The 12610-nt window shown below is 66.2% G+C and carries 13 protein-coding genes and 1 pseudogene; 6 read left to right on the top strand and 8 right to left on the bottom strand.

Going from position 1 to position 12610, the window contains the following annotated elements:
* Window positions 1-57 precede the first annotated feature (57 nt).
* Both PWP93_RS34780 and PWP93_RS34775 read right to left on the bottom strand, forming a co-directional pair.
* A complete protein-coding gene (locus PWP93_RS34780) occupies window positions 58-399 on the bottom strand; it encodes a YcgJ family protein (RefSeq protein ID WP_421048086.1) in 342 nt (113 codons plus the stop codon).
* A gap of 46 nt (window positions 400-445) precedes the next feature.
* Window positions 446-2616, bottom strand: a pseudogene (locus PWP93_RS34775) (heavy metal translocating P-type ATPase).
* Here PWP93_RS34775 and PWP93_RS34770 point away from each other — a divergent pair.
* The 3 genes from PWP93_RS34770 to PWP93_RS34760 all read left to right on the top strand — a co-directional run bounded on the left by PWP93_RS34770 (window position 2509) and on the right by PWP93_RS34760 (window position 3601).
* On the top strand, window positions 2509-2745 hold the full coding sequence (locus tag PWP93_RS34770; protein WP_421048093.1) for a hypothetical protein: 237 nt from the start codon (window positions 2509-2511) through the stop codon (window positions 2743-2745). The pseudogene PWP93_RS34775 and the gene PWP93_RS34770 overlap by 108 nt on opposite strands.
* 12 nt (window positions 2746-2757) lie before the next feature.
* The gene (locus PWP93_RS34765) at window positions 2758-3060 is read left to right on the top strand and encodes a hypothetical protein (RefSeq protein WP_421048092.1); all 303 of its coding nucleotides are present in this window, start codon (window positions 2758-2760) and stop codon (window positions 3058-3060) included.
* A 76-nt stretch (window positions 3061-3136) separates the two neighbouring features.
* Window positions 3137-3601: a Cd(II)/Pb(II)-responsive transcriptional regulator gene (locus PWP93_RS34760; protein WP_421048052.1), complete on the top strand. Its 465-nt coding sequence runs from the start codon at window positions 3137-3139 to the stop codon at window positions 3599-3601.
* Window positions 3602-3690: 89 nt separating this feature from the next.
* On the opposite strand, the gene PWP93_RS34755 is transcribed toward PWP93_RS34760, so the two are convergent.
* Window positions 3691-5151: a M20 family metallopeptidase gene (locus tag PWP93_RS34755; RefSeq protein ID WP_421048051.1), complete on the bottom strand. Its 1461-nt coding sequence runs from the start codon at window positions 5149-5151 to the stop codon at window positions 3691-3693.
* Between the two features lie 178 nt (window positions 5152-5329).
* Here PWP93_RS34755 and PWP93_RS34750 point away from each other — a divergent pair, with 178 nt between their 5' ends.
* Window positions 5330-5689 (top strand): superinfection immunity protein, encoded by a 360-nt coding sequence (locus PWP93_RS34750; protein WP_421048050.1) that lies wholly within the window; start codon window positions 5330-5332, stop codon window positions 5687-5689.
* A gap of 170 nt (window positions 5690-5859) precedes the next feature.
* Window positions 5860-6489 carry a LysE family translocator gene (locus PWP93_RS34745; protein WP_421048049.1) on the top strand — a complete coding sequence of 210 codons (630 nt, stop codon included), beginning with the start codon at window positions 5860-5862 and terminating at the stop codon, window positions 6487-6489.
* Window positions 6490-6511: 22 nt separating this feature from the next.
* Here PWP93_RS34745 and PWP93_RS34740 read toward each other — a convergent pair whose 3' ends face one another.
* The 4 genes from PWP93_RS34740 to PWP93_RS34725 all read right to left on the bottom strand — a co-directional run bounded on the left by PWP93_RS34740 (window position 6512) and on the right by PWP93_RS34725 (window position 10164).
* A complete protein-coding gene (locus PWP93_RS34740) occupies window positions 6512-6793 on the bottom strand; it encodes a YodC family protein (protein WP_421025510.1) in 282 nt (93 codons plus the stop codon).
* A 298-nt stretch (window positions 6794-7091) separates the two neighbouring features.
* On the bottom strand, window positions 7092-7658 hold the full coding sequence (locus tag PWP93_RS34735; RefSeq protein WP_421048048.1) for a carboxymuconolactone decarboxylase family protein: 567 nt from the start codon (window positions 7656-7658) through the stop codon (window positions 7092-7094).
* Between the two features lie 24 nt (window positions 7659-7682).
* Window positions 7683-9041 (bottom strand): aspartate aminotransferase family protein, encoded by a 1359-nt coding sequence (locus PWP93_RS34730; protein ID WP_421048047.1) that lies wholly within the window; start codon window positions 9039-9041, stop codon window positions 7683-7685.
* A gap of 70 nt (window positions 9042-9111) precedes the next feature.
* Complete coding sequence (locus tag PWP93_RS34725; protein ID WP_421048046.1) at window positions 9112-10164, bottom strand: C45 family autoproteolytic acyltransferase/hydolase; 1053 nt, start codon at window positions 10162-10164, stop codon at window positions 9112-9114.
* 271 nt (window positions 10165-10435) lie between these two features.
* On the opposite strand from PWP93_RS34725, the gene PWP93_RS34720 reads away from it, so the two are divergent.
* Window positions 10436-11614 (top strand): M91 family zinc metallopeptidase, encoded by a 1179-nt coding sequence (locus PWP93_RS34720; RefSeq protein WP_421048045.1) that lies wholly within the window; start codon window positions 10436-10438, stop codon window positions 11612-11614.
* An 84-nt stretch (window positions 11615-11698) separates the two neighbouring features.
* Here PWP93_RS34720 and PWP93_RS34715 read toward each other — a convergent pair whose 3' ends face one another.
* Complete coding sequence (locus tag PWP93_RS34715; RefSeq protein WP_421048044.1) at window positions 11699-12559, bottom strand: MurR/RpiR family transcriptional regulator; 861 nt, start codon at window positions 12557-12559, stop codon at window positions 11699-11701.
* Between the last annotated feature and the right edge of the window lie 51 nt (window positions 12560-12610).

Here is a 12610-nt window from a genome sequence, read left to right as displayed (position 1 = left end):
CGCGGAATTGGCCGTTAGTTGCGTAAGCGGCTGTAAGTCGCCATACCGCCGGAATCGCTACTGTGTTGCCCCTGCACTGCCGCCAAAAAGCAGCCTTGTGTACTTCCCGGACACGGCGCCGGTGCGCTTGCCGTCCGCGCCGTAATAACGATCCTGACGGCACAAGCGCTCTTTCACGTCGCAAAAGATACCGTTGGCGAAAGTGAACGCGGTGAGGTCGAAGTCGCCCTGGGAAAACACTTTCGCCGCAACGCGCTGCCCGAGGTACTTCTCGGTCAGCGCGCGGGAAATGCCCTTCTCGTTGGCGCAGATGTAGCGGTCGCACAGCACGCCGCGCTCGGGCGAGCGAAGGGCCTGCTGGCCGGCCTGTGCGGAGAGGGTTGCGCCGGCCAGCAGCATGACGAAGAACAGGCCGACTGATGTCTTGTTCATGGATCAGCCCGCTTCACGCGTTCCCAGCGAAATGCCGCCGCACCCGCAGCCCGTTGGCGACCACCAGCAGGCTCGCGCCCACGTCCGCGAACACGGCCATCCAGAGGGTCGCCTCGCCCGCCAGCGCCAGCACGAGAAACACTGCCTTGATCCCCAGCGCGAGCGCGATGTTCTGCGTGAGCACGGCCGCCACCTTGCGGCTCAGCCCGATGAACGCCGCGATCTTGCGCGGGTCGTCGTCCATGATGGCGACGTCGGCGGTTTCGAGCGCCGTCGCCGTGCCGGCCGCGCCCATCGCAAAGCCGATGTCGGCGCGCGCGAGCGCGGGCGCGTCATTCACGCCGTCGCCGACCATCGCCGTCATGCCATGCTGCGCCGAGAGCGCCGCGACCGCATCCTGCTTGTCCTGCGGGAGCAGATTGCCGCGCGCGTCGTCGATGCCGAGTTGCGCCGCGATCGCGCGCGCCGTCGTCGGGTTGTCGCCGGTCAGCATCACCGGCGTCACGCCCAGTTGCTCGAGCGCGCGCACGGCGGGCACGCTCTCGGGCCGCACCGCGTCGGCGACCGCGAACAGCGCCACCGGCTCGCTCGGCGAGCACAGCACGATGGCGGTCTTGCCCACCGCTTCGAATTGCGCCAACTGCGCTTCGAGTTCCAGCGAGCACAGCCCCAGCGACTCGACCAGCCGATGATTGCCCAGATGCCACGCCGCGCCGCCGATGCGCCCCGTCACGCCGAGGCCGTTGAGCACCGCGAAATTGTCGATTGGCGCAAGCGCAGCCTGCCCGGCCTGCGCCGTCCGTGCACTACGCTCGCGCCAGCCCGCAACGATCGCGCGCGCGACCGGATGGGTGCTCGCATCGTCGAGGCTCGCGGCAAGGCGCAAGGCCTCATCCTCAGGCAACGCGGCCAGCACGAGCGTGTCCGTGAGCACTGGCGCGCCGCGCGTGAGCGTGCCGGTCTTGTCGAGCGCGACCGCCTTGAGCAGACGCCCGCGTTCGAGCCACACGCCGCCCTTCACGAGCATGCCGTTGCGCGCGGCTGCCGCGAGGCCGCTCACGACCGTCACCGGCGTCGAGATGACGAGCGCGCACGGGCAGGCGATCACGAGCAACACGAGCGCCTTGTAGAGCCATGCGCTCCACGCGCCGCCCAGCGCGAGCGGCCCCGCGATCGCGATCAGCACCGCGAGCACGACTACGGCGGGCGTGTAGTAGCGCGCGAACTGATCGACGAAGCGCTGGGTCGGCGCCCGCTGCGCCTGGGCCTCCTGGACCGCCGTCGCGATGCGCGCGAGCGTGCTGTCGCGCGCAGCGGCAGTGACGACCGCCTCCACCACGCCATCGACGACGATGCTGCCCGCGTAGAGCGCATCGCCCTCGGCCTTGTCGACGGGCAGGCTCTCGCCCGTGATGGGCGCTTGATCGAGCGCCGCGCGGCCCGCGGCCACGCGCGCATCGACCGGCACGCGCTCGCCCGTGCGCACGCGGATGCGCTCGCCCACGGCCACTTCGGCCACGGCGCGGGTGCGCCATTCGCCGGACGGTTGTGCCGCTTCTGGTGCCGCTTCTGGTGCCGCTTGTTGCATCCACACCTCGGCCGTCTCGGGCGCGAGCGCCGTGAGCGAGCGGATCGCCTGACGCGCGCGTTCGAGCGACAGCGCCTCGATCTCTTCGGCGAGCGCGAACAGGAACACGACCATGGCGGCCTCGGGCCACTTGCCGATGATGACGGCGCCCGCGACCGCGAGCGACATCAGGAAGTAGATGTTGATCGTGAAGTTCTTGAGCGCGACCCAGCCCTTGCGCAGCGTCGGCAAGCCCGCGCACAACAGCGACACCACCGTGCAGACGAGCACCGGCACGCCGGTCTCGTGGCCCGTGCTCCACGCGAGCACCTCGGCGGCGGCCGCCGCGACGCCGCTCGCCGCGAGCAGCAGCTTCTGGCGCAGCGCGAGGCTGGGGCCGCGCGCCGCCGCTTGCGCGCTCGCGCCGGCCGGGGCGGCATCGTCGAGCGGGCGCGGCGCCATGTCGAGCGAGGCAGCGCGGCTTCGAACGGCTTCGCGTCGGGCAGCCGGTGATAGAGCGTCAGCTCCCGCGCGAGCAGGTCGAAGTCGAGACGCACGACGCCCCGCATCGGCTCGAGGCGTTTGCGGATGAGCCGCTCCTCGGTCGGGCAGTCCATGTTCTCGATGCGGTAGCGCGCGCGCTGCGCGCCCTCCGGCGCGCTTGCCGGCGTGGCGCGCGTGGATTGCAGCGTGGCGGCGCCGGCGCAGCAGGCGTCGGCTTCGTGGCCGTGATCGTTATCGTGTGAATGGCTGTGGCCGTGAGCGTGGTCATCGTCATGATCACGACCGCAAACCTGGTCGTGGCCTTGGCCGTGATCGTGTGCGTGATCATCGCCGTGGTCGTGGCTGCATGTCCGGCCATGGTCATGGCCGTGACCGCCCGCCTCGCCCGCATCCGCGCGCGCGTGATCGCAGCAGCCCGCGGGCTTCTTGTCCCCCGCCTCATCGAGCAACACCGCCGATTCCGCCGGGCCCGACGCCGCCGCGCCCCGCCCGTCTTCGCGCGCCCGCAAACGTTGTGCGAGCACCAACCGCGACCAGAAAGCCAGGATCATGGCTGAATTCTCCCAAAAGTGACAGAATCATTAGACGGCCTGTAGCCGCTACAGGGTCAAGCCATTTTGGAGAACTGCGACCATGAGAATCGGCGAACTGGCGCGCCAGGCGCATTGCGACGTCGAAACGGTACGCTTTTACGAACGCGAAGGCCTGCTGGACGAGCCCGAGCGCGAAACCAACGGATACCGCAGCTACACGGGCGCACACGCCGCGCAACTGAGCTTCATCCGCCATTGCCGCTCGCTTGGCATTGGCCTTGCCGATATCCGCATGCTGCGGCGCTACCAGGCCGACCCGAGCCAGCCCTGCGACGAAGTCAATCAGCTGATCGACTGCCAGATCACGCGCATCCACGAGCAGGTCGAGTCGATGCGCACGCTCGAACAGCAATTGCGGACGCTGCGCGAAAGCTGCCATGCGCACCACAGCAGCAGCGCCGAGTGCGGCATCATGAAGAACCTCGAGCGCCCGATCGACGAGGAAAGCTGCTCGTGCCACGCGGAAACCGCGCACGGCGACGCGGCCCACAAGAAGCAAGAGTAAGGCGCGAGATCCCGCCGAACCCCGGACTCCGCTCCGGAATTCGGCCGCTGGGCACGTTCAGGCCCGCGCTCGCCCGCTCACCTTCGCCCTCAGGGCGCTGACGCGATCACCTCGGCCACCGTGGCGGTGAGCTTCTTCGCATACGGCACGTGCAGGAACTCGTTCGGCCCGTGCGCATTCGACTTCGGGCCGAGCACGCCGCACACCATGAACTGTGACTTCGGGAAACCCGCCTGCAAGACATTCATCAACGGAATCGTGCCGCCCTGGCCCAGATACGCGCAGTCCGCGCCGAAATGCGTGCGCGACGCCGCGTTGAGCGCCTGCGTGAGCCACGGCGCGAGTTCCGGTGCGCTCCAGCCATTGGCCGAGCCCGTGTCCGGCTTGAACGTGACCTTGGCGTTATAGGGCGGATCGAATTCGAGCAGCGCCTTTAGTTCGGCGACGGCCTTCGACGCCTCCACCAGCGGCGGCAGCCGCAGCGAAAGCTTGAACGCCGTGCGCGGACGCAGCACGTTGCCGGCATCGGCGAGCGCCGGCAATCCGGCCGCGCCGGTCACCGAAAGCGAGGGCCGCCACGTCGAATCGAGCAGCGCCTCCTTCGGGTCGGTGGTCTTGGGCAGCACGGGGCGGCCGTCCTGGCCGCACGCCCAGGGCAGGCTCTTCCAGACACTGTCGCCAAGAATTTGGGCCGTGGCCTCGGCTTCGGCCAGACGCGTGGACGGAATCGCGCAATGAAAGCCCTTGGGCAGAAGCGTCCCGCTCGCCGCGTCTTCCAGACGCTCGAACAGCTGACGCATCACGCGGAAGCTCGATGGTGCAATGCCACCATACGAGCCGGAATGGATGCCCTCCTCGAGCACCTCGACTTCCAGATCGCCCGACACGAGACCGCGCAGCGAAGTGGTGAGCCAGAGTTGGTCGTAATTGCCTGCCCCCGAGTCGAGGCAGACCACGAGCCCAACCGTGCCCAACCGTTCGCGCAGCGCGTCGACATAGGGCAGCAGGTCGTAGCTGCCCGACTCCTCGCAAGTCTCGATGAGGCCCACGCAGCGCGGACGCTCGATGCCCTGGGCGTCGAGCGCGGCCAGCGCCGTGACGCTCGCGTAAATGGCGTAGCCGTCGTCGGCGCCGCCGCGCCCGTAGAGACGGCCATCTTCGAGCTTGGGCGACCAGGGCCCGAGGTCGTTGCGCCAGCCGGCGAATTCGGGCTGCTTGTCGAGGTGGCCATACAGCACGACGGTCTCGCTGCTGCCCGAGCGCGTGGCCGGCACCTCGAAAAAGATCACCGGCGTGCGGCCCGGCAGCCGCACGATTTCGAGCTTCAGGCCGCGCACGGGCTGCGTTTCGGCCCACTTCGCAGCGTCCTGCACGACGCGCTCGAGATAGCCGTGCTTCGCCCAGTCGGCGTCGAAGGCGGGGCTCTTCGCCGGCACCGCGATGTAGTCGGTCAGCGCAGGGACGATTTCGTCGTTCCACTTGCGCTCCACGAACGCGCGCAAGGCGTCGTGGTCCAGTTGCCGGATGTCCTCTGTGGTGTCTGAGCTCATGGTGCGAATACCGTGCGGGGAAAGCCTGAATCATAGACCCGAACACCTCTTGCAGGCAGGCCTTCGGCGCAAACGGAACAGCGCGCTGGCCATCCGGCCAGGCGTGTCATGCGCGCGAGGCCGTTCCGCGCGACAATGAACCATTGGGCGATGGATGCCCTGTTGGGGAGGACCGGCCATGGTGAGCCATTCCGTCTTCGAGATCATTGTTCTGCTGGCGGCGGTCGCGCTCTATTTCCTGCCCGCGCTGATCGCGGAGCGCCGCCAGCGCGACGATCTGCTGACGATCGCCCTCTTCAACGCGGTGCTCGGCTGGACAGCGTTCGGCTGGCTGCTCGCGCTTTACTGGTCGCTGCAGCCGAATCCGCCGAAGAATATCGGCGGCAACGTGAAGGAAAGGCAGCGGCGTCTGGGCATGATGCTGTTCTCGCGCCAACTCGACGACCGCGCTCATGCACGCGAGGTCCGCGAAGCCGAGCGGGGGCAATCGTCGCAATCGTCACAATCACCGCAATCATCACATTCGTCGCGTTCGTAGCACCAGGCCCCGCATCGCGCGCGGCCTGACCGAACGGCTAATCCTCACACCAAGCCGGACACGCGCGCCGTTTGCATGAAATAATCGCATCCATAACCGCTGGGCACTCGGGTCCCCCGTCGTGCGCCACCTTTCCCCACCGCTTTGCCCCCAGGACCACGGAGCCCGCCATGCATGTCGCCCCGCTGCTCGCCTTTGCCGCCGTTGCGCTCGGCATGGCGCTCACACCCGGACCCAACATGATCTATCTGATCTCGCGCTCGATCTGCCAGGGCCGCAAGGCGGGCCTCATCTCGCTCGGCGGGGTCGCGCTCGGCTTCGTTTTCTACATGCTGTGCGCCGCGTTCGGCATCACGGCCCTGCTGATGGCCGTGCCATTTGCCTATGACGCGCTGCGCCTCGGCGGCGCGCTCTATCTGGCCTGGCTCGCGTGGCAGACGCTCAAGCCCGGCGGCCGCTCGCCGTTCCAGGTCAGGGAACTGACACCCGACCCGCCACGCAGGCTTTTTCTCATGGGATTCGTCACGAATTTGCTGAACCCGAAAGTGGCGATTCTTTATCTCTCGCTGCTGCCCCAGTTCATCGAGCCGGCCAAGGGCAGCGTGCTCGCGCAATCCATCGAACTGGGCGCGGTGCAAATCGCGCTCTCGGTCACCGTGAACGCCGCCGCGGCAATGACGGCGGGCACGATTGCGTCGTTTCTGTCGGGCCGCCCGAAATGGCTGGCGATTCAGCGCTACCTGATGGGGACCGTTTTGGCCGGACTGGCCGTGCGGATCGCAGCGGAAGGCCAGCGCTAAAAGGATAAGGGGAATACGGGGATTAAGCGCGCCGGTTGGCTCGGGTTGCCGACCGGCGCAGTTTGGCCGCAGCCGCAGAAATCAGGCGCGGCTCGATTTTCACCATGTCTTGCGCAAACATGTCCTGACGCAATTCACCTCGTTCGTCGAACCATTGGCAGATCAACCAATGCCCCTCGGCAAAGCCAACCGGCCCCGCATGCATGACGGTCATGCGCGGCCCGCCCGATTTCAGGGTGACAACATCGCCAACGCCTGCCATGGCGGGTTCGTTTTCTGCAAGCTCAGTATGCGTATCCAGCATGGCGCTGCCTCGCTAATCAGGTCGTTAAGCGAATAATCCCCGACAAGGGTCGCCGCTCCCGCATGCAGATCCCCTTTTATTGATAATTTTATTCGGTCGACCGTTAATAAGTCCCGCAAGATTAACAACACGTATTAAATCTCGCAAGCGATTTATATTTTTTGTATATACAAGACTTATTGTGGCAATGCACAAGCGCGATTTAATCGGCTCATCCTGAGAAAATCCCGGCAACGGAAATAAAAAAGCCACCTGTCTTGAACAGGTGGCCAATCTGCAACTCGTGCGCCCCGGCGCTTTATTCCGGAAACGGCAGCGAAGTCTGACCTTCGGCACGCATGCCGAACACGTTGAGCGTCATCGCCACCAGCGCGTAATAGCCGAGCAGCCCGACGAGGTTGATCGTGGTCTCATGCCCGAAGCGCTCCACCGCGCGCGCGTAAGTCGCATTGGACACGCGCTTTGTGTCGTAGAGCTCGGTCACGAATGTGTGGATGAGCGCGTCGTCGGGTTCGTCGAAGACCGGCTCCGCGCCGGTGCGGATCTGCTCGGCCAGCGCCTCGGGCACGCCCGCCTCCAGCGCAATCGGATAATGGATGTACCACTCCGCCTGGGCCTGCCAGCGCGCCGCCGTCACGAGTATCGCCAGCTCCGACAGGCGCAGCGAAAGCCCCGTGTTGTAGCGGCAGAACGCACCCAGGCGCTGCGCATGCTGGGCAAGCTCCGGGCTGTGGATCCAGCCGAGAAACGGTCCGTTCAGGTTGCCGCGCGGGCCGGAAAGAATTTCGTCGAGCACGGCTTTCTGCTCGGCCGTCGCGCTCGCCGCGTCGAAGGCAGGCAGGCGCGCGTTCGTGGATTGGGTCATCGGTCAGGCTCCGGAAACGAATGATCAGGCGGCACGCGGCGCGCCCGCCACGCCCGTCGCGCTCAGCGCGGCGCCGATCGCGTCAGCAAGGCGTGCCTCGATCGTATCGATATCCTCTGCGGTGCAGATGAACGGCGGCGCGAGCAGCACGTGATCGCCATGCTTGCCGTCGACGGTGCCGCCCATCGGGTAGACCATCAGGCCGCGCACGAACGCCTCGCGCTTGATCGCGGCGTGCAGTTTGAGCGCCGGGTCGAAGGTGGCCTTGGTCTCGCGGTCCTTCACGAGCTCCACGCCCACGAACAGGCCGCGCCCGCGGACGTCGCCCACGTACGGATGTTCCGCGTAGCGCTCGCGCAGGCGCGCCCGCAGTTGCTCGCCGCGCGCGAGCACGTTGTCGAGCAGTTTCTCGTCGGCAATCACGCGCTGCACTTCGAGCGCCGCCGCGCAGGCCGTGGCATGGCCGATATAGGTGTGGCCGTGCTGGAAGTAGCCGCTGCCGCCCACGATGGTCTCGTAAATGCGCTGGCTCACGAGCGTCGCGCCGATCGGCTGGTAGCCCGCGCCGAGGCCCTTCGCGATCGTCAGCAGATCGGGCGCCACGCCGTCTTCGTCGCAGGCGAACAGATAGCCCGTGCGGCCCATGCCCGACATGATTTCGTCGAGGAGCAACAGCACGCCGTAGCGGTCGCACACCGCGCGGATCTTGCGGAAATACTCGCGCACCGGCGGCAGCGCGCCAGCCGTTGCGCCCACAACCGTTTCCGCGACGAATGCAGCCACGTTCTCGGCGCCGAGTTCGAGAATCTTCTGCTCGAGCTCGTCGGCGAGGCGCTGCGCGTAGGCCTCGTCGGTCTCGCCTTCATGACGCTCGCGGTATGCGTAGCACGCGCTCACGTGATGCGATTCGATCAGGATCGGCAGGAACGGCTCGCGACGCCATGCGTTGCCGCCGATCGCCAGCGCGCCGAGCGTGTTGCCGTGATAGCTCTGGCGGCGCGCGATGAAATGGCGGCGCGTGAGCTCGCCCTTCTCCACGAAATACTGGCGCGCGAGTTTGAGCGCGGCCTCGATCGCCTCCGAGCCGCCCGAGACGAAATAGACGTGGTCGAGCCCGGCGGGCGCGGCGGCAATCAGGTGCTCGGCGAGCTGCTCGGAGGCCTCGGCCGTGAAGAACGAGGTATGCGCGTACGGCAGTTGTTGCGCCTGGCGCTTGATCGCGTCGATCACGCGCTGGTTGCTGTGGCCGAGGCACGAGACGGCCGCGCCGCCGCTCGCGTCGATGTAGCGCTTGCCGGTGGAGTCGATGATCTCGATCCCCTCGCCCGCCACCGCGACGGGCAAGGTTTGCTTAGGCATCCGATGGAAGACTTTCGTGGACATGGGCGTTCTCGCTGAAACCGCTGAAATCGAATTGATGCGTTGAAATTGAGCCGATGAATCTCGCCGTGTGTCAGCCGCCGCGCCCGACCTGCAGGCCCAGCGTGCGCACGCCGTCCTGCCAGACATCGAGCGTCACGCGGCGCGGTTCCACGCGCATGCAAGCGGTGGCGAGCGTGTTTTCGTCGTCGGGATCGTGGGGATCGTCGCGATAGATCGGCAGGCCCGCGCCCGCTCGGTCTTGCAAGGTGCGCACGAAATCCGCGCCGTCGGGCCGTGCGTCAAATGCGGACACCAGCGCGGGCAGCAACTCGGCGAGCCGCGCCTGCCGGTCGCGCGACGAATCGGTGACGATCTGCGCTTCTTTCTCGCAGCCCGCGTGAATCAGGTGGTTGGCGTGCCCCGAGGCCGCGCCTATTTCGGCCATCGATGCGCGCTGCGCCGTGGCTTCCACGCTGTGGATGCGCACTGCGCCGGCCGCGTCGGTGCCGCCGACCGTGTGGTGGAAGCCGCTCGCGCGCGGCGTGTCGCGCAGCAGCGCGAGGGCGTCGGCGAGCGTGGCAGCGTCGAGCACCGCGCGCGAGAGGATCATGCGCGGCACGCCCGCGCGCGGCTCGCGGATGCGCACGTTGTTGATCGCCTGCGCGATGCCCGCGTGCGACGCCGCGAAGGTGTGGCCGGGCAGCGATCCCGGGTAGTAGAAGCTCACGAAGCCGGGCTTGCCCTCGGGCTCGATCTCGACCACGGCGCAGCGCCCGCGCAGATACGGATCGCCGTCTTCGTTATGGGCGATCAGGCCGGCCTCGGGCGTGCGCACCGCCAGCGTCGTGCAGCCGTCCGGCGCGTTGTGGATCAACTCGCCGCGGCAATTCCACAGAAACAGATCGTGCGCGGGCCAACCGAGGGCCGCGGCCATCGCATCGATTTCCGCGACATGGGCCGGGAAATACCGCTCGGCCGCCGCGCGCAGCTCCTGCGCAAACGCGCTGCCGCGCCAGCGGCTCACCGCCGCCCACGCGCTGCTCTGCGCCATATAGTCCGCGAAGACGGGCTTCGCCAGCTCGCCGAGCCGCCGCCCGATGGCCTCGGGCGAGCCGCCCATCCGGTAGGTCTTGAGTTCCTGCATCGAAATTCTCGAAATTCTCGTTTGAATGCTTGCAACGGGGAATGATGGATTTATACGTCACGCAACATGTGTTGTCAATAATTATACAATCAGCAACAAATGATATGCATGCAAACGTACGTCCGGCCTCCTCGCGGGCGGCTAAAAAATGGTTCCCCGGGGATTCCCGGGAAACGCGCCATCGTCAAGATCGTCTTGAATTTGGTTCGGATTGAGATAGCCTGAGTTGTCAGGGCGGATCTGTTGATGGATCAGCGCTTGACGCGCGTACATGAATCCCATCCTCGCGAGGTTTGCTATGACGCTCAGGACCGAAACAAAGATCGAGGGGCGCCTTTACCCTCCCCTCAGCGACGAAGAAAAACGCAATTTCCAGCGCAGCGTCGAGGAATCGTTGGCGCAGATCCGCTCAACCGATATCGGGTCGAGTCTGCTTGACGATATCGAACGTGCAAGTCACGAAGTGCTGATCTTTCAGGCCGCCCCCGTTGTGGGCAATAAGTGCAGGCAGAAGGATGCTTCGATAAAAGCCTGCAGGGCAGCTTGCTACGAGGAAGTGCTCGATTTTCCAAGCCTCGCGGACAAGGTATCGAAACAGGGGAAAGGCCACCCCGCCATGAGAAAGCTCTACAAATTTTGCGTACCGGAAGCGAGCGGTGGAGAACAGGGAGCGTACCGGCATACTGCTTCCGCGCGCCCGCTTCCTCTCGCTCACAAAAAGCCTGGCGAACAGAGGGCAAGCGAGGAAGCCGCGAGCCCATTCAAGGTGAGTTCCCTCCAGCGCGGGCTGATCGGCTACCACATCATGGACCATCTGACGCCGGGGGCCGGCACCGGAGCCGACGTCCTTTGGGATCCGACATCGGATGGCGTTTGCCGGGATCTGCCGGCTGACAAACGCGCAGCCTGGATGGATCGCCCGCCGTGGATCGCGTTGGTCCACGAACTGATTCACGCATGGCGCCTGGTGACCGGCAGATGCGTCTTTGAGCCGGGCGGGATCGAGGAATATTGGGAGGAAGCGATGACGGTCGGCCTCCCGCCCTATGACGGATGCCGTTACACCGAGAACCGCTTCCGTCAGGCCAAGGCGCTCCCGCTGCGAACGTTCTATGGAGAAACGACGCTTGGCCGCAGCAAAGCCGCTGCGGCCAAGCACGGTGCGGCCGAATCACGGCTACTGATAAAGGTTGTCGGTAGCGGCCCCAACGACCCCTTGGTCTTCGATTTCGATATCCGCTCAGCCCAAAAGCCGGATGAAGTGACCCATGGAACGACCGACACCCGGGGACGCGCCACGGCCGGTGCGACCGATGGGGAAATACGCTTTCGCGGCTTCGGCGCTTTCGGCCGCGTCGAAACGCAGTGGCAGAAAATTTTGGTCGGCAGGCAGATGACTTTGCAGTTTGGCCGCTACAGCTTCATTTGCGAGCCTGTGGTCAAGTCATGAAAGCTTCGGGCGCCAGCGGCGTGGCGGTGTCTCTCGTAGCGTGCAAACGCCACGCGGCAAACGCCAACCCCGGTCAGCGCGCCGTCAAGGCACATAAGCGCCGCGAGCGTTGAGCGTGCGCTCGGACTGTTCGAGCTGCGCCACGGCGCCCGCCCCCTCGAGCGCGAGCAGGTGCGCGACGAGCGACTCCGCCAGCGCCGTCGCCGCCACCAGCGAGGGGAAGAACGATGGACTTTCGTGCGTGAAGATCAGCACTTTATCGGCGTTGAGCGCGATGGGCGCAACGGCGCTGTCGGTAATCGCGATCAGCCTGCTGCCTTTTTCGAGCGCCGCCTCGGCTACGCGCACGGCCTCCACCGAATACGGCGCGAAGCTCACCACGATGGTCGCGCTGTCGCGCTCGATGCCGAGCAATTGCATTTCGAGCGTGCCGGCCTCGCCGCCCAGCAGCGACACCGAGGGCCGAAAAAGCCGATAGCCGTACACAAGGCCGAACGCCACCGCATAGCACGAGCGAAAGCCCGCCACGTGCACGTGCTTCGCCTTCTTCAGCACGCGCGCGGCCTCCACCATGGTGCGCGCGTTATGCGCGGCGCTGGCGTCGAGATTGTGCTGCTGGGCAACCAGTAGATCGTGCGCGAGCGCGTCCCTCGCGCTGCCCGCCACGAGCGAGCGCGCCCGGCTCGAAAGCGGTTCGGGACGCGTGCGCACGCGCGCGACGAACAGATCGCGCAACTCGTTCCAGCCCGGAAACCCAAGCTGCTGCGAGAGCCGCACGAGCGACGCGGGCTGTACCTGGGCGCGCTCGGCGACTTTGCGCATCGACGAAACGGCGACTTCGTCGGGATGATCGAGCAGGAAGGCGGCGCCGGTCTGGAATTGCGGGCTCAGATCGGAAAAGCGTGCGCGAATGAGCGCGGCAAGCTGGTCGAAGCTTTCTGGCATGCGGATAGCGAATGGCTGAATGGCTAACGGGCAGGGAACGACAACAAATGT

Origin of the sequence: Paraburkholderia sp. A1RI-2L (assembly GCF_048957375.1) — a bacterium.
In the GTDB taxonomy this organism is placed as follows: domain Bacteria; phylum Pseudomonadota; class Gammaproteobacteria; order Burkholderiales; family Burkholderiaceae; genus Paraburkholderia.
The sequence above is the reverse complement of the archived record's forward strand: the minus strand, read 5'-3'. Positions and strand labels throughout refer to the sequence as shown.